General features: G+C 68.3%; 15 protein-coding genes. 5 read left to right on the top strand and 10 right to left on the bottom strand.

Annotation, left to right across the window (positions count from 1 at the left end):
- The first annotated feature begins 220 nt into the window (after positions 1-220).
- A complete protein-coding gene (locus tag KBY88_RS04275) occupies positions 221-802 on the top strand; it encodes a GUN4 domain-containing protein (RefSeq protein ID WP_254938670.1) in 582 nt (193 codons plus the stop codon).
- Here the strand turns inward: KBY88_RS04275 and KBY88_RS04270 are convergent.
- From KBY88_RS04270 to KBY88_RS04240, 7 genes are all read right to left on the bottom strand, one after another.
- Entirely contained in the window at positions 786-1031 is a 246-nt protein-coding gene (locus KBY88_RS04270; protein WP_254938669.1) for a hypothetical protein, read from the bottom strand. The two genes, KBY88_RS04275 and KBY88_RS04270, sit on opposite strands and share 17 nt — an antisense overlap.
- Positions 1028-4228 (bottom strand): efflux RND transporter permease subunit, encoded by a 3201-nt coding sequence (locus KBY88_RS04265; protein ID WP_254938668.1) that lies wholly within the window; start codon positions 4226-4228, stop codon positions 1028-1030. Before KBY88_RS04265 ends, KBY88_RS04270 begins: the two co-directional genes overlap by 4 nt.
- Entirely contained in the window at positions 4225-6006 is a 1782-nt protein-coding gene (locus KBY88_RS04260) for a SulP family inorganic anion transporter (RefSeq protein ID WP_254938667.1), read from the bottom strand. The genes KBY88_RS04265 and KBY88_RS04260 overlap by 4 nt, the downstream gene beginning before the upstream one ends.
- 165 nt (positions 6007-6171) lie before the next feature.
- The gene (gene gltS, locus KBY88_RS04255; protein ID WP_254938666.1) at positions 6172-7380 is read right to left on the bottom strand and encodes a sodium/glutamate symporter; all 1209 of its coding nucleotides are present in this window, start codon (positions 7378-7380) and stop codon (positions 6172-6174) included.
- Positions 7381-8298 carry a lipoyl synthase gene (gene lipA, locus KBY88_RS04250; RefSeq protein ID WP_254938665.1) on the bottom strand — a complete coding sequence of 306 codons (918 nt, stop codon included), beginning with the start codon at positions 8296-8298 and terminating at the stop codon, positions 7381-7383.
- A 19-nt stretch (positions 8299-8317) separates the two neighbouring features.
- Positions 8318-8890 (bottom strand): recombination mediator RecR, encoded by a 573-nt coding sequence (gene recR, locus KBY88_RS04245; protein ID WP_396102580.1) that lies wholly within the window; start codon positions 8888-8890, stop codon positions 8318-8320.
- A gap of 62 nt (positions 8891-8952) precedes the next feature.
- Complete coding sequence (locus KBY88_RS04240; RefSeq protein ID WP_254938664.1) at positions 8953-9705, bottom strand: pentapeptide repeat-containing protein; 753 nt, start codon at positions 9703-9705, stop codon at positions 8953-8955.
- 106 nt (positions 9706-9811) lie between these two features.
- Between KBY88_RS04240 and psbP the strand changes: the two genes are divergently transcribed.
- From psbP to KBY88_RS04220, 4 genes are all read left to right on the top strand, one after another.
- Entirely contained in the window at positions 9812-10390 is a 579-nt protein-coding gene (gene psbP / locus KBY88_RS04235) for a photosystem II reaction center PsbP (RefSeq protein WP_396102578.1), read from the top strand.
- Positions 10391-10402: 12 nt separating this feature from the next.
- Positions 10403-11443 carry an FAD-dependent oxidoreductase gene (locus tag KBY88_RS04230; protein WP_254938826.1) on the top strand — a complete coding sequence of 347 codons (1041 nt, stop codon included), beginning with the start codon at positions 10403-10405 and terminating at the stop codon, positions 11441-11443.
- Between the two features lie 99 nt (positions 11444-11542).
- Complete coding sequence (locus KBY88_RS04225) at positions 11543-12832, top strand: NHLP bacteriocin system secretion protein (RefSeq protein ID WP_254938663.1); 1290 nt, start codon at positions 11543-11545, stop codon at positions 12830-12832.
- Positions 12829-13017: a hypothetical protein gene (locus tag KBY88_RS04220; RefSeq protein WP_254938662.1), complete on the top strand. Its 189-nt coding sequence runs from the start codon at positions 12829-12831 to the stop codon at positions 13015-13017. Before KBY88_RS04225 ends, KBY88_RS04220 begins: the two co-directional genes overlap by 4 nt.
- Here KBY88_RS04220 and KBY88_RS04215 read toward each other — a convergent pair.
- The 3 genes from KBY88_RS04215 to KBY88_RS04205 are packed head-to-tail and all read right to left on the bottom strand — an operon-like array spanning position 12975 to position 16725.
- On the bottom strand, positions 12975-14732 hold the full coding sequence (locus KBY88_RS04215; RefSeq protein WP_254938661.1) for a TolC family protein: 1758 nt from the start codon (positions 14730-14732) through the stop codon (positions 12975-12977). The genes KBY88_RS04220 and KBY88_RS04215 overlap by 43 nt on opposite strands.
- A complete protein-coding gene (locus KBY88_RS04210; protein ID WP_254938660.1) occupies positions 14729-15817 on the bottom strand; it encodes an FUSC family protein in 1089 nt (362 codons plus the stop codon). Before KBY88_RS04210 ends, KBY88_RS04215 begins: the two co-directional genes overlap by 4 nt.
- Positions 15814-16725: an FUSC family protein gene (locus KBY88_RS04205; protein ID WP_254938659.1), complete on the bottom strand. Its 912-nt coding sequence runs from the start codon at positions 16723-16725 to the stop codon at positions 15814-15816. Before KBY88_RS04205 ends, KBY88_RS04210 begins: the two co-directional genes overlap by 4 nt.
- Between the last annotated feature and the right edge of the window lie 127 nt (positions 16726-16852).

The following is a 16852-nucleotide window of genomic DNA, read 5'->3' as shown; positions in this document are numbered from 1 at the left end:
CCAACTCCAGCCCCTCACCAACTCCGTCCATCCATCCAGAGGCTTCTCAGGGAAACGCGTCGATCTGGTCGGATGGTCACCCTGACAGCCGATTCCTGGATCAACCAATCCCTGGATCAACCGCCCAACGCATCGCCGCCCTGAGCGCGCAGGATGGGGGGTGCTCGATCAGGCATCACAAGTCCCTTCCACCCATGGCCAAATCCAGCCCCCTCCAACGATGACCGACCCCATCGAGCGGCGGCTGGCCGCGCTGGAGGCCGCCCTGGCCGCCCTCACCGGGCGACTCGAGAGCCTGACGTCACAAGTGCACCAGCACGAGGAGAACCTCTCACTGGTGAGCGATGTGGCCCGTTACACCCCCCTGCGGGATCTGTTGGCAGCCGGCCGAATCCAGGAGGCCGACGAGCAGACCGAGCGGATCCTCTTCGACTGCATCAACTCGAGCCTGGATGACGTCACCCCGGAGGACATCGAGACCTTTCCGGTTACCCCCCTGCGCATCCTCGATCAGATCTGGCGAAGCCACAGCGGCGACCGCTTCGGCTTCGGGGTTCAGCTAAGGATTTACCGCGAGTTGGGCGGAACGATCGACACCCTGATCGCCCAGGATGTGGAGCTCCACCGGGCGTTCTGTGAGCGCATCGGCTGGAGCCGAAACGGGCAGCCCATCGAACCGCAGGATCAGGACGTTTCCGAAACCGCCGCCACCGGGGCCCTGCCCCGGCGCTGCTGGAGCACGCCCTACGGCATGAAGATCACCAACCTGATCCTGGCGCGGCTGATCACCGCCGGTTTCTAGGCGCATCGCGACGGCGTGCGCTCTGAGCGATCACGGCGAAACCGGCGCCGAAGACGGCACCAAGGGCGGCGCCGATCATGGGCATCAGGTCATAGAGGTTGCGGTAGAAGGCACTCTGATAGAGAAGACGGCCCTGATCCGGTTGCCCGAGATACGAAAGGGTGGAGCCGAACAAGGCGCCCAGAAGGGCGGTGATCAGCGCGGCGAAGGCGACGAGGCGCAGGTTCACGGCTCAGCGGTTTTGAGCAGATAGGTGCGCTCCAGCCCCTTGATCACGATGAACAACACCGGTGCCACCCCCAGGCTGAGCACGGTGGCCACCAGATAGCCGCCGAAGCTCACGGTGCCGATCGACCAGCGGCTGATCGCACCGGCGCCGGAGGCGGTCATCAGCGGGATGTAGCCCACCAGACCTGAGGCGGCGGTCATCACGATCGGTTGGAAACGGGCCTTGGCGGCGGAGATCCCTGCCTGGCTGATGGACATGCCAAGGCGCAGGTATTCGTTGGCCTGCTCGACGATCAAGATGGCATTCTTGCTGGCCATTCCGATCAACATCAGCAACCCCACCTGGGTGAAGATGTCGTTGCTGATCACCGGCCAGAAGCTACCCGCCTGCAGGGCGTTGGCACGGAACCAGATCGCCGACATGGCTCCGAGTGCGGCCAGGGGGACGGTGAGCAGGATGATCAGCGGATCGATGTAACTGCCGTACTGGGCCGCCATCACAAGAAACACCAGCACGGTCGCCAGCGCGAAAATAGCGCCAGTGGCGCCTCCCGCTGAGCGTTCCTCAAGGGAAAGACCGGTCCACTCGTACCCGAAGCCCGGGTCGAGCACCTCGGCGGCCACCGCTTCCATGGCAGCGATCCCCTGGCCGGAGCTGTAGCCAGGCGCGGGTGTGGCCTGAATCTTGATCGACTCGTAGACGTTGTAGCGGGTGATCGTGGGGGGGGCGAAGAAACGCTCCGTGGTCACCAGATCCTTGAACTGGACCAGATCACCCTTGCGGGAGCGAACAAAGAAGGACGAGAGAACGCTGGGGTCGGTGCGGAACGGACTATCTGCTTGCACATAGACCCGGTATTGGTCCTTGTCAAAGATGAAATCATTCACATAGCGGCCACCCATGTAGGCCTGCAGGGTGCCGAAGACCTCGCTGATGTCGATGTCGAGGGTTTTGGCCATGTTGCGATCGACCTGGATCGACAACTGCTCCACGCCAGGGGTGAAGGTGGTGGTGACCCGATCCAGTTCGGGGCGCTTCTGAGCTGCCTCGATCATGGTGTTGAGGTTCTTGAGCAGGGCTGCGGTGGGCAAGCCACCGCGGTTCTGCAGCTGGAACTCCAGGCCCCCGGTCGCTCCGACGCCATCGACCGGGGGCACATTGGTGGCAAACGCCAACGACCCGTTCACCTCCTTGCGCAACCGCTGGTTCAGCCGAGCCAGGATGCTGAACACCGATTGATCGGCGTTGGGCCTTTGATCCCAGGCGCTGAGACGGATGAAAAACAGGTATTTGTTGTAGCTGTTGCCCTCCAGGCCGAATCCCGCCGCTCCCAGATAGCTCTCAACCTCAGGCTTGAAGTCCGCAAGAATTCCATTCACCTGCTCCACCTGCTTCTGGGTGTACCCCAGCGAGGCGCTCGGAGGGGCCTCACCCAGCAGGATCATCAGGCCCTGGTCTTCCTCAGGGATGAAGCCGGTGGGGACGATCTTCAGCATCATCACCGTGGCCAGCAGCCCGGCCACGAACACCGCCATCACCGCGTAGCGATAGCTCACCAGCCACTCGATCGTTCGCCCGTACCAGGCGAACAGCGCGGCGAAGCCCCTGTTGAAGGGGCGGAAAATCCAGCCGAGCAGAACGTTGATCGCCCGGTCTATGGCCCCCGGTGGGGCCCCCTCCGGCTTGAGGAACAAGGCCGCAATCGTGGGGGAGAACGTGAGAGCATTGAAGGTGGAGAACACGATCGCGGCCGCCAGGGTGATGGCGAACTGGCGGTAGACGATGCCGGTGGTGCCGGGGAAGAACGACACAGGAATGAACACCGCCAGCTGCACAAGGGCCGCCGTGATGGTGGGCGTGGCCAGCTCGTTCATCGAATCAAGGGCCGCCTGCATCGGCCGCATCCCCTGGCCGAGCTTGTCCTTGACGGCCTGCACGATCACCACAGCGTCGTCGGTGACGGTGCCGATCGCCAGGATGATGCCGAACATCGTGAGCTGATTGAGGCTGAAGTGGAACCCCAGCACCACGGACATGGCACCGATCATCGCCACCGGCATCGCCAGGGCCGGCACGATCGTGGAGCGCCAGTCCTGCAGGAAAAGCAGGATCGTGAGCACCGCCATCACGATCGCCTGGAGGAGGTTCGAGGTCACATCCTTCAGCGACGTGGTCACGAACAGGGTGGAGTCGTAGGGGATCTCGTAGTGCAGACCAGGCGGGAATTCAGCCGCCAGCTTCTCCACCAGCGCCTTCGCCCGGTTGCCGGTGTCGAGGGCGTTGGCGCCGGGCAGCTGATAGAGGGCCAGGCCCGCCGAGGGCCGCCCCCCGAGGCTGGCGATCAGGTCGTAGTTCTCAGCGCCGAGTTCGACACGGCCGACATCACTGATTTTGGTGGTCTGGCCGGATTCACCGACCTTGAGAACCAGGTTTTCGGCGTCGGCGACGTTGCGGAAACGGCTCTCCGCCTTGAGGGGAATGGCGACCTGCTGACCCGGAACCATCGGCTCCTGGCCGATGCGGCCCGCACCTGACTGGATGTTCTGTTCCTTGAGGGCCCGCTCCACATCGAGGGGCGTGAGGCCGTAGGCAGCGAGTTTCTGGGGATCCAGCCAGATGCGCAGGGCGAATGTTCGCTCGCCGATGATCACGGTGTTGCCGATACCAGGGATCCGGCGCACCTCATTGATCAGGTTCTGGTCGATGAAGTTGCTCATGAAGAGCGGGTCGTAGAGGGGCTTGCCCTGGGCATCGGTGTCGGCATAGAAGCCGAAGGCCAACAACAGGCTCGGGGAGGCCGCCTCCACCGTCACACCGGTCTGCTTGACCGCATCGGGGAGGCCCGGTGTGGCCTGACTGACCCGGTTCTGGACATTCACCTGGGCAATGTTCCGATCAACCGCCACCGGAAAGGCGACCGTGATGTTGGCGATCCCATCGGAGGAGGTGTTGGAGTACATGAATTTCATGTTCTCGACCCCGTTGATCTCCTCCTCCAGTGGATTCGTCACGGTGTCCACGGTGGTGCGGGCGTCGGCACCGATGTTCACCGCTGAAACATTGATCTGGGTGGGGGCGAGCTGGGGCAGTTTCTCCAGCGGCAACAGGGGAATGGAGATCGCACCCAGGAGCAGGATCACCAGGGAGCACACCGTGGTCAGGACGGGGCCCCGAATGAAGCGATCCGAGAGGCTCACGGCGTACCGCCTGTGGCGACGGTGCCCATGGCCTGAAAGGCGACGATCGCCGTTGATTGGGTGGCGTAGAAGCGATCCGTTCCGATCCGCTCCGCCACCCCAGCCCTTGAGAGCTGCTGATAGAGCCCCTGCTTGACCCGGGCCATGGCCATGACGATCCCCATGCCGGTCAGTTCGACCTGGAGTTCAAGCAGCATGTCCACGGCGGTGATGTCGATCTCCACGATCGCCTCGGCATTCAGCACGATCCAGCGCACCGGATGCTGCTCGGCGGCGATGGCCCCAAGGACGCGGCGGTGGAAATCCTCGGCATTGGCGAAGCAGAGGGGTGCGTCGTAGCGGTAGAGCAGCAGCCCTGGGATGGTGGTGGCGCCTTCCCAATCACCCACGTCGTGGAGCCCCGCCAGGTTGGGCACGTTGCCCAGGACCGCGTCATGGGGCCGCACGAGGCGGGCGAAGAGATCCACCACCGACAGCGCCACCGCCAGGGCCACACCCACCAGGATGTCCGTGAGCAACACCCCGGCGCAGGTGACCAGTGCCAGGCGGAACTCGCTCAGCTTGAAGCGCCGCATCCGCTGGAACTCCGGGATGTCGATCAAGCGCAGGGCGGCATAGATCACGATCGCGCCGAGGGCCGCCTTGGGGAACAACGCCAGCACCGGCCGCAGGAACAGCAGCACCACCAGCACCACCGCGAAGGCCACCAGCGAGAACAACTGGGAGCGGCTGCCGAGGGAATCACCGATGGCGGTGCGGCTGCCGCTGCTGCTGACCGGGAACCCCTGCATCAGTCCGTTGCCCACGTTCACCGCCCCCAGGGCCAGCAGCTCCTGGTTGGCGTCGATGCGGTAGCCGCCCCGGGCCGCAAAAGCCCTGGCGGTGAGCACGTTGTCGGAGTAGCCCACCAGCGCGATGCCCACGGCGGTCGCCCCCAGGTACTTCAGCTGCAGCGGGGACACGGCGGCCGGCAGAGCGAAACTCGGCAACCCGGCGGGGATCGCTCCGATCACGGCGACGCCCCGCTGATCGAGATCCAGCAGGGAGACGGCGGCCACCGCCAGCAGCACCGCCAGCAGCGGACCGGGGGCCTGGGGATAGCGGCGCTGGATCAGCAGCAGGAACACCAGCACCCCGATGGCCAGCAGCACGGTGGGCCCGTGGATCTCATCGTGACGACGCACCAGTTCCAGCACCTGACTCAACAGCCCGTCGGCCTCCATCGACAGGCCGCTGATCTTGCCGATCTGGCCGGCAATCATGATCACCGCCACCCCGGCCATGTAGCCCACCAGGATGGGCTTGGACAGCAGGTCGGCGAGGAACCCCAGTCGGCCCCAGGCCCCCAGAAAACAGATCAGGCCCACCACCAGGGCCAGCAGGCTGGCGAGGCTGGCGTAGAGGCCCGCATCTCCAGCGGCCATCGGGCCGATCGCCGCCGCCGTCATCACCGCCGTGGTCGACTCCGGGCCCACCGAGAGCTGGGGCGAGGAGCCGATCAGGGCATAGAGCAGCATCGGCGGCAGGATCGCCCACAGCCCTGCCACCGGCGCCACACCTGCCAGCTCCGCGTAGGCCATGCACTGGGGGATCAGGTAGGCCGCCACGGTGAGGCCGGCCAGCAGATCGCCCCGCAACCACTCGGGCCGATAGACCTTCCATCGGTTCAGGCCCGGAAGCAGGGCGATCAAGGTTTCAGCTGCCGTGCCGGCTCCGGTGGCAGTTCCCGTGCCAGTTCCAGTGCCGATGCCCCTGCGAACCTCCCCCTGCTGCACCATTCCCGGCTCACCATTGAGTTTTCAGGACCATCTGGTTCCCATGAACCTCTCACAGACGTTCCCCTCGACTCGGCCGCTGATGACAACGGAATCTCAGTTCATCCTGATCATGCGGACGTTCAGTAGCAAGCCCCGTTGTCGCTTCGTCACGGCCGCCCAGGGCCTTCAGCCGAACAACGTCAGGAACCGCTGGATCACGACGGCGTTGATGATGTCGACGAAGAAGCCCGACACCAGCGGCACGACGATGAAGGCCCGGTGGGCGGGGCCATAGCGCTTCGCCACCGACGTCATGTTGGCGATCGCCGTGGGGGTGGCCCCCAGGGCGAAGCCACCGAAGCCTGAACAGATCACCGCCGCCTCGTAGTCGCGGCCCATCACCAGGAAGACCACAAACACGGTGAACAGCGACGCGATCAGGAACTGGGCCAGCAGGATCGCCAGGATCGGGCCCGCCAGCTCGGCGATGGTCCACAGCTGCAGGCTCATCAGCGACATCGTCAGGAAGATGCCGAGGGAAACCTCGCTCACCAACGCCAGCGACCTGGACTCCGCCGGCCAGGGGATCACTGGCAGCAGCCGCGGCACGATGTTGGTGATCAGGATCGCCCCGAACAGGCTGCAGACGAAGCGCGGCAGGTTGCTGCCGGAAGCCTGCAGCAACTCGTACAGCAGCTCCCCTGCCGCCAGGCTCATGTTCAGCCAGAAGAGGGTCTGCAGGAAGCTGGAGCCATCGATCGCGGCCACCTCTGCGCCCTCGTCTCCCTGGCGTTCCAGTTCCTCCCTGGCCCGTCCCCGGGGTTTGAGCTTGTGGCGCCCGATCAGGAAGCGGGCGATCGGCCCCCCGACCAGCGAAGCCAGCACCAAACCGAGGGTGGCGCAGGCGATCGCGATCTCCATGGCATTGGCGATGCCGTGGGTCTCAGCGAAGCGCGGTGCCCAGGCGATGGCCGTGCCATGGCCCCCCAACAGCGACACCGACCCACCCAGCAAGCCCACCAGGGGATTGAGCCCCAGCAGGCTGGCCACGCCAAGTCCCGTGAGGTTCTGTAGGACGACGTAAGCGGCGGTCAGGGCCACCAGCAGCGCCAGGGGGCGGCCACCGGCCAGCAGGGTGCGCACATCGGCATTGAGGCCGATGGCGGCAAAGAAATAAAGCAGCAGGAAATCACGGGTGGCGAGGTTGAAACTCACCTCCAGCCCCCAGATCCCATGCACCAGCGCCAGCAGCACACACACCAGCAGACCGCTGCTCACGGGCTCGGGGATGTTGTACGCCGAGAGCAAGGGAACGCGCCGGTTGAGCCATTGGCCCGCCGCCAGCACCACGATCGCGACGTTGAAGGTGGCGAAGCTCTCCAGTTGAACGCCCATCTAGGACTCCGCTCCGGCGTGGTAACTGCTGCGCACCAGCGGGCCACTGCGCACCTGGGCGAAGCCCAGCTCCCGGGCGATCGCCCCCAGCCGCTCGAAGTCGGCGGGTTCCCAGTAGCGCTGCACCGGCAGGTGGGCCAGCGAGGGCCGCAGGTACTGGCCCAGGGTGAGCCGCTGGCAATCCACGGCGCGCAGATCCTCCAGCGCCTCCACCAGCTCCGCGAAGGTCTCCCCGAGCCCCAGCATCAGCCCGGATTTGGTGGGAATCTGCGGCGTCAGTTCCCGGGCCGCCTCCAGCAGCCCAAGGGATCGCGCATAGGTGGCGCCGCGGCGCACCTCCCCCTGCAGCCGGCGCACGGTTTCGAGATTGTGGTTGAAGCACACCGGCCTTGCGGCCAACACCACGGTGAGCCGTTGCCGTTGGGCCGCCAACCCCTCCGCCTCGCCCCGGTGGCCCCCCCAGAAGTCGGGGGTGAGCACTTCGATCGCCACCAGCGGGTTGCGGCGTCGGATCGCCTCCATGGTGGCGGTGAACAGGCCGGCGCCATGGTCCGCGAGATCATCGCGGGCGACGGCGGTGAGCACCACATAGCGCAACCCCATCTGCTCCACCGCGCCGGCCACGCGCTCGGCCTCGCCGGCATCGAAGGGCGCCGGCGCCTGTCCCTTGTCCACCTGGCAGAAGGCGCAGCTGCGCGTGCAGATCGGCCCCCCCAGCAGAAAGGTGGCCGTCCCGGCGGCATAGCACTCAGCTCGGTTGGGGCAGCGGCCCTCCTCGCAGATGGTGTGCAGCCGCTGGCCCTTGACGATCCCCTGCACCCTCTCCAGCTGGGAGGCGTTGCCGATCGGCTGGCGCAGCCACTCCGGCAGCCGCTCGGCCGGGGGGATGGTGCTGTAGCGGGAGGAGCGGGGGGCCATGGCTGGTTCAGGAAGGGAGCTACTCATCCATGCGCCGGCGCCCCTCCAGGGCCCGGGCCAGGGTGACCTCGTCGGCGAACTCCAGTTCGCTGCCCACCGGCAGGCCGTAGGCGATGCGGCTCACCAAGGTGAACGGCCGCAGCAGCCGCGCCAGGTAGAGGCTGGTGGTGTCGCCTTCGACGCTGGGGGTGAGGGCCAGGATCACCTCGCTGATGCCATCGCGATCGACGCGCTCCACCAACGGCTTGACATGCAGCAACTCGGGGCCGATCCCATCCATGGGCGAGATCAGGCCGCCGAGCACGTGGTAGCCGCCCTTGAACTCACGCGTGCGCTCGAGGGCGAGCAGGTCGCGGGAATCGGCCACCACGCAGAGCACGCCGGTGCGGCGCTCCTCATTGCGGCAGATTTCGCAGAGGGGTTCGGCCGAGAGGTGGAAGCAGCGCTGGCACTGGCCCACCTGGGTGCGGGCCGCCATCAGGGCATCGGCGAAGCTGCGGATCTGCTCCTCCGGCTGCCGCAGCACGTGCAGGGCCAGCCGCTGGGCCGTGCGCGGTCCGATCCCTGGAAGTCGCTCGAACTGGTCGATCAGGCGGGCCAGGGGCCGGGTGAAGCCGCTCAGGAGCCTGGGGCAACTGGGCGGAATCTAGGCGCTCAGCCCAGAGCGCGGTCCCCGAGGGCCGCCCCTTCGAGCCGGGTGCCGCTGAGCCGAGCTCCTTCGGTGCTGGCTCCCGTGAGATCGGCACCCCGCAGGTCCGCGTCGCTCAGGTCTGCGCCGCGGAGGCTCGCTCCCCGCAGGTCGGCATGGCGCAGGTTGGCGTCGCTGAGGTCGGCCTCGCTGAGATCGGCCCCGCGCAGATCGGCATCCTCAAAGCAGGCATGGCGCAGGCTGGCGCGGCTCAGGTTCACCTCCCGCCAGCGGCCGCCGGCCGCCTGAAGCTCATCCAGGTGGGTGCGGCTCAGGTCGAGACCATCCAGCCAGAGGCCGCTCTCGCTGAGCCGCTCCAGGGCACTGTTGCGGGCATAGCTGAGCTTGGCGCCGGCCTGCTGGAAAGTGAGGATCACCTCCATGGCCTCCTGGTTCTCACGCTGACGCCGCTTGCTGCCCTCCAGCACATAAAGGAAAGCCGCGGTGACAATGCTCAGCGATTCGATGTTGCTGACGCTGATGATGCCGCCGGCATCGCGCAGGACGCAGGCCGCGCTGACGCCGTGATCCCGGCACTGCTCCCAGCGATTGACGGCGCCGAGCAGCAGGATCGCTGACCCGAGGGCCACCAGCAGACGGAAACCGAACGAGCGATCCAGCAGACGGTAAAACCATCGCTGCTGCTGTTCGCGCTGGATCTGGGCCCAGCTCCTGCGCCGCTGGGGGCGAGGGCCTGGGGTGACTGGGCTGGCGGTCATCGGTGGCGCTGCGTTGACGGAAACCCCATGCTGGGCGGCCGGGCCCTGCGCTCACCCATCGCACCCGGGCTGGAGAATGGCGAAAGCCCTGCCGCCCCGGATCGCCATGGACCCTTTCCGTCATCACCTGCCCGGCAAGCTTCGGGCCCGGCTCACGGGTTGGCTGCTGCCTCTGATGCTGGCCCTGGTTGTGGTGGGGTGCAGCGCCTCGGCGGCGGGTCTGAATGCCTACCGCAGCCCCGATGGCCGCTATGCGTTCCTGTATCCCACCGGTTGGACCCGGGTGCAGGTGAGCGGCGGCCCCCAGGTGGTGTTCCACGACCTGATCCACACCGACGAGACCCTGAGCCTGATGGTGGCCCCGGTGACCCCCGCCAATGAGGCCGCAGAGGAGGCGGGCGCCCAGGCGGTGGGGGAGCGCCTTCTCAGCACGGCGATCGCCCCTGCGGGCGGCGACCGCAGCGCGGAGCTGGTGGCCGCCCGCGAACGGCAGCAGGAGGGCCGCACCTTCTACGACCTGGAGTACACGGTGCAGCTGAGCGATCGCCAGCGCCATGAGCTGGCCACGGTGGTGGCCGACCGGGGCCGTCTCTACACGCTTTCGGCCAGCACCAACGACCTGCGCTGGGGCAAGGTTCAGGGCCTGTTCGAGCAGGTGATCGGCTCGTTCAACCTCACCAGCTGAGTCTTGGCTGAGGTGCTTGTGATCGGTGGCGGGCTGGCCGGCGGCCTGCTGGCCCTGGCCCTGGCGGAGCGCGGCTCCACTGTGGAGCTGCTGAGTGGCCAGGGCCCCTCGGCGACGGAGCTGAGCTACGGCGGCGTGCCCTGGTGGGCCGGTCCCCCGGGGCCGGTCGGGGCGCTGATGGCCACCGCCCCGGACTGTTGGCAGGCCCTGGAGCGGCGCCACGGGCCCCTGGGCTGGCGGTCCTGCGCGCTGCTGCTCCATGGCCCCGGCGGCCGCCTGGAGCGTCACCCCTACGCCCGGCTCGATGGCGAGCGCTTCGCCACCGCCCTGCCGGCGGCCCTGGAGCGGGCGGGTGTGAGGCGGATCAGCGGCGCCGCCACGGGCCTGCTGCCCAGGCGGAGTGGGGGCTGGACCGTGGGGAGGGTCGACGCCCCGTCCCTGAGCGCCGATCAGATCGCGCTGGCGGCAGGAGCGGGCAACCTGGCGCTCTGGCCTGCCCTGGCCGGCAGATTGCTGGTGAGCTGGGCCGGGGTGTTGCACATCGAAGAGCTGCCACCCGCAACAAGGCTCCCGTGGCACGGTTTCCCCTGCAACGAACCTGACGGCGCGATCGTGATGCCCCTGGAGGGCCGGCGCCAGGCCCTGGAAGCCCAGGCCCTCGCCCTCAGCTCCGAGCAGTGGGTGGTGGATGGGGGCCTGGCCCCCCGCGGCGCGGGGCTCCTGCTGGGTCAGACCACCCTGGTGCGACCGGGCGCCGGGGTGGGGGAGCCACCGGCAAAGGCTCCGCTGGAGGCCGCCCTCCGCGAGGAGCTGAATAGGCTCTGGCCCGAGCTGGCGGCCCAGCCGGCCCGTTTCCTGCAGGCGCCGGTCACGTTCACCACCTGTGGGCGGCCGTTGGTGGGGCCCGTTGCCGGCAGCCCCGGGCTGTGGGTGTTCAGCGGCTTCAGCGGCCCCTTCGCCCTGGTGCCACCCCTGGCTCCGTTGCTCGCCGCAGCCCTCGGCGGCGATGCCGGGGCCCTCTCCTCCCTGGCCGCGGTCACGGCGTCCCCCTGAGACCGTGGCCGCTGGGCGAGCGGAGCGCTGGGATTTCCCCTGCGGCAGCCGGACCCAGACCTGCTGACAGAGGAACCATTTGGCTCCATGCTGGCGCCCATGCAGGCCACCGTTCCGTCCGATCCGCCGCAGGCCAAGGGCGGGGGCCGCCGCCAGGTGGGCTGGTGCCTGGCGGCGATGGCAGGTGCCGTCGGTCTCTGGGGAGCCTTCTGGCTGGTGCCCACGGAGGTGGTGGGCCAGGGGGTGCTGCTCCAACCCGACAACGCGGGTCTGCTGGATGCCCGCGCCCCTGGCCAGGTGCGCCGGGTGCATGTGGCCAGCGGCGATGCGGTGCGCCGCGGCCAGGTGCTGGTCGAGCTCTACCTGCCCGTGCTCGATCGTCAGCTGGAGCAACAGCGCGCCAACCTGCGTCAGTTGGTGCGTCAGAACGAGGCCCTGGGTGGCCGCGATCGGCTCAGGCTCAGGGCCGAAAAGCAGGCGGTGGCCACGGCCTTGGCCAAGCTTGCCAACGACCGCACCCGCTTCGGAACCCTCCAGGGCACCTACCTCAGCAAGCTCAAACAGCTCGATTGGCTGGCGGCCCGGGAGGTGGTGGCGCCCCTCTCAGCGGAGGTGGTCGGAGTGGAGCAGGGGCTCACCAACACCAGCGTCAGCCTCGATCAGGTGCGCATCGAGGAGAAGCGCCTGCTGAGCGCCTACCAACAGGTGAAGCTCCAGATCGAAACCGAGGCCCTGCAGCGCCGTTACCGCATCGACGACCTGGCAAGACAACTGCGCGTCACCGAGGCTCGTCGGGCCTTTGACGGCCAGCTGCTGGCCGACCGGGACGGGCAAGTCCTGGACCTGCAGGTGATTCCGGGCCAAACCGTGCACCTGGGCCAGCGGCTCGGCACCATCGGCCGCCCCACCCAGGCCGGCCCCCTGCGCGCCGTGTCCTATTACGCCCCGGCGGATGCCCGGAGGCTCAAACCTGGGATGGCCGTCGAGGTGGTGCCCCAGTGGGACCAGCGTGGACGCTTCGGTGGCATCGTCGGCAGGGTGGTGCGCGTGAATCTGCTGCCCGCCACCGAGGACGACATCTCCACCACCATCGGCAACCCCCAGCTGGCCAAGGCCCTGGTGGCCTCCGGCCCGGTGATGCGCACCGAAATCGAACTTCGCCGCGACCCCGGAAGCGTTGATGGCTTCCGTTGGACCCTTTCGGAGGGAAGCCGCGTGTTCCCCGTGCGCGAGGGGCTCACGGTGGAAAGCCACGCCTACGTGGAGTGGCGCACGCCGCTCTCCTACGTGCTGCCGGGGTTGCGCACCCTCACCGGCGGCTTCCGCAGTGGCCGCATCGACCGCCAGGCCGCTGGCGACCTGCGTCAGGGGGGAGCAGCCCGTTGGTGAAACCGTTCTCCTGGCGGCCCAACCCTTTGCTGCGCCAGGAGCTTCCTTGGTTGGTGGCCGAGGTGGTGCTGCTGGTGGTCCTGGCGAACGCCAACGCTCCGGAGCTGTGGTTCTGGCTGGTGGTGCTTCTGGTGGTGCTGGCCTACCGGGTTGAGCGGTTCCTCTCCGGCGGTAGCGGCCACTGAAGGTGAGGAAGGAGCGGCGCGGCCGGATCCCGTGGCACTGGCAGCAGCTCCCGCAGCAGTTGGGCATAGGTGAGGTTGACGTCGATGGTGGCGTTGAGTCGCCGGACGAGGCTGTCAATCAGGCGGTCCTGGGTGAGCGAGAGGGTCACCTCGTTGGAGAGGCCGCTCTGGTAGCGCAGGCGGGCATCGCGAAAGGCCTCCAGGCTGGCGGCCACGGCGCGCCTTGCCGAGACCACTTTCTCCAGGCTGGCCCTGTGGTTGAAGAACGCCGACTCCAGCCGCAGGCGGATGTCGTTCCGGCTGGCGACGTAGCGCTGGGCACTCGCCGCCTCCCGGCTGGCCAGGGCGCGCACCTCCGCCGCGCTGCTGCCGCCATCGAACAACAGCCAGCGGAAGGTGAGGCCCACCCCCCATTGGGCGCCGTCGGTGTTCAGCAGCGGGATCACCGTGGAGCCGCAGCAGTTGCCACTGGCGTTCCACTGGCTCGTTCGTGTGCCCAGAGCGCCCCCTCCGGCGACCAGGCTCAGCCTGGGCAACAGGGCTGCGGCCAGCCCATCCTTTTGCCTCCCCAGGGCCTCGCGGGCCGCCAGCAGCGCCTCCAGCTCAGGGTTGTCGCGGTAGGCCGCCAGCAGGCTCGCCTCCAGATCCAGCGGCCAGGCGGGCTGCAACTGAATCGCATCGCTGGCCCGGGGCACCCGATCTAGCGGCAGGTTGAGCAGCACCGCCAGGCGTCGCCGGGCGATGGCGCGGTCAGCCCGGGCCTGCACCAGGCGCTCCTCCGCTTCGGCTTCGATCGCCCGGCGGCGCAGCAGATCGAGCCGGGGCACCAGCCCCGCTTGCTTGAGGGCGAGCACGTCCTGCAGCACGACCGCATCGCTGCGCAGGTCCGCTTCACGGATGCGCACCAACTCGTCGTTGCGCTGCAGTTGGTAGTAGGCCTCGGTGATCGAAAGTTGCAGCAGGCGCAGACCATTGGCGTAGGTCTGGCGGGCCTGGCGCAGGCTGAATCGGGCCGCTTCCACCGCCGGGGCGCGGGCGAAATCGAGCAAGGCATAGCGCAGCTCCAGTCCGCCGCCGGCCGAGCCCGTGCCCTGGTTCAGGTAGGCCCGCGCACCGCTGGGCACGGCGAAGGCCCCGCCGGCAGCGAAGTTGGGGCCGAAACCAAGGCTCTCATTGCCCCGGGGAACGGCATAGTTGGTGGCACTCTGGTCCAGGTCGAGGCCGCCCACCAGGGCCAGCTGGGGCCAGTAGGCGCCGAGGCGCGCCTGCAGCAGGGCCAGGGCCGCCGCCACCTCCAGCCTCTGGATCTGCAGTTCAGGGCTCTGGGCGAAACCAATCGCCAGGGCCTGCTCCAGGCTGATGTCCTGGGGGGGGGAGGGTTCCAGCCCCTGGGCGGTGGGGAGGGCCAGGGGCGGATCCTGCCGGTCGTCGCTGAGCACCCCATCGAGCAGCTGCAACTCCCGATCCAGCCGTTGCCAGGAGCGCTCCAGCACAGCTGTGCTGGCCTGGGGGCTTCCAGCTCCGGTTCCCCGCGCCGGCGGCTGAATGGAGGTTGCCTGGGCCAGAAGCCGAGTTGGGGCGAAAGCGGCGCCAGGCGTCGTGCCGGCCGACGGAGCTGGGGCGATCCCAGCCCCCAGGGGAGCCAGCGCGGCCAGCCCGGGCGACGGCACCAGCAGGGAAACGATCAGCCCCCAACGGGCTCGGCCCGGACTCACGGATCCAGCTCCCGCCACCGCTGCTCCATCCGCTCCACAGCGCCCGCCGCCTGATGGCAGAGCATCAGCCGTTCAGCGATCTGGCGCTCCCGGGTGGCGCCCAGCTCGGGGATTGGCCTGCTGAACAGGTCCGCCTCCTCCGCCCGCAGGCGCTCCAACTGGGGAGCTAGCGGTGAGGCCAGCGCCGCACCCGTGGCGTCCACCACCCGGTCGAGTTTCCGGACGTGGGGCAACACCTCGACCCAGAGACTGAGGCGATCGGCCACGGCCCGCAACAGCTCGGACTCGGCCCGATGCACCCGATCGAGGATCGGCAGCGCCCGCAAGGGCGGGCGCAGGTTGCGCAGGCTGTCGAGGGAGCCCAGCAACAGCGACAGGCAGCCATCGAGCTGCCGCCAGAAGGGAAGAAGCGCCTGAGCTTCCGGGTTCGGCCCGAGCTCCGTGACCGCCTCCCCCAGGGTGCGGCGCAGCTCCATCAGCGCCGTCAGGTCGCGACGGTGCGCGGCGCGCCGTTCCTGGGGGGTGAGCATGGGCGCCTCCAGGGGCGGGTCGGCGTCATCGAGACGTCCGGCCTGCTGCCGCAGCTCAGCGGCGACCTGGACGAGCAGGCGGCCGCAGGCCCGGTGGCGGATGGCGATCGCCCGGCTGGGCCAGAACAACTGCAGCGCCAGCAGACCGATCAGGATCCCCAGGCAGGTCCAGAAGAGCCGCAGGGGCAACCAGCTGCTGAGGTTGGTGTCATGCACCAACCAGCCCATGACCACCACGAATCCGGCCACCTTGTAGCCGACCTCCAGCCCCAGAAGTCCCCCCAGCAGACGGGTGAGCAGGAGGGCAAGGGCCAGCGCCAGCGGCAGGGGCACCGTCAACCCGGCCTGGCACACCAGCAGGATCGCCGCCCCGAGCAGGGTTCCCTGCAGCCGCTGTAGGCCCAGCCGATAGGAGCCTCCATAGCTTCCGGCCATCACCGCCACCACCGCCATGGGCATGTAGTACCCGTCCGGGATCGGCGCGAGCGCAGCGAGCCCAGCGCACAGACCGCACACCACGGCCAACCGCAGTTCCTCGCGCCTGAACAGGGTCATCCGGCCACCGGGCTTTCCTGGGGGGGGGGAACCCGATCCCTCGCCCGGCCGAGGTCCCGATCGGTGCGGGGATGGCGCTCGCAGCGCCTCTGGGCGCGCAAGGCCAGGTCCAGCCGTTTCTGCTCCTCCTCCAGGGCCAGGCGCAGCAGTGGACTGGCCTGCGCGGGCGCCTCCGGCTGGCGTTCCAGCAGTCGCTCCAGCTGGAACCAGTGGTGGTGGATGGTGCTCCACAGCAACAGCCGCTGGCTCCAGCGCTCGCGAAGAATCGCCTGGCGGGCGTGGCCGCTGCGCTCAATGCCCACCAACCGCTCCAGTTCCAGGAGGCTGCCGGTCGCCCCGCGGGGGTTCACCTGGGGCGGCCGGGGGCCGCTGCCCTGGCGCCAGTGCCGCCAGAGCCTCAGCCGCTCCTCCAGGGCCCCATGGAGGTCGCGGTCGAGGCCCTCGATCCGGGCGAGGCGGTCGCGGGGCCAGAACAACAGGCTGACGCCGATCGCCAGCACGATGCCGACGCTGGTGTCGAGGCTGCGGTTGAACACGTAGTCCCAGTTCAAGGCGCTGTACCGGGGCACGAGCAGAAACAGCAGGGTGATCGTGGCCGCCGTGGAGAGCCCCCCCTGCCAACCCAGCAGCCGCAGCAGCGGCACGGTGATCACCAGGCTCAGCAACACAGCCGGCCAGCCCTGGCAGATGGTGTGCACCAGAAAGGCCACCAGCCCCCCCGCCACTGTTCCGAAGAGGCGCGAGCGGGCGGCCCTGAGGGTGAGTTCATCGTTGTCATCAACGACGAAGATCACTGCCAACAGGGGATACCAGACGAACTCGATCCGCTGGCACCACAGGGCGATCGAGGCCGTGAACAACACACTCAGCCCCAGCCGGAGGCTGTTGCGTACCAGCTGAGATTGCAATGCCCGCCACCTTGGCCCAGACAGGCCCAAGGCTATGGCGCCCGGCTGGTCCAGGCCATCAGCTCCGGAACCATGGCTCCGCCACCCCAGCAACCGTGCCGGTAGCCCGCAGGTGCCGGGACCCTCC

Origin of the sequence: Cyanobium sp. Morenito 9A2 (assembly GCF_024345575.1) — a bacterium.
GTDB lineage: Bacteria > Cyanobacteriota > Cyanobacteriia > PCC-6307 > Cyanobiaceae > ATX-6F1.
The sequence above is the reverse complement of the archived record's forward strand: the minus strand, read 5'-3'. Positions and strand labels throughout refer to the sequence as shown.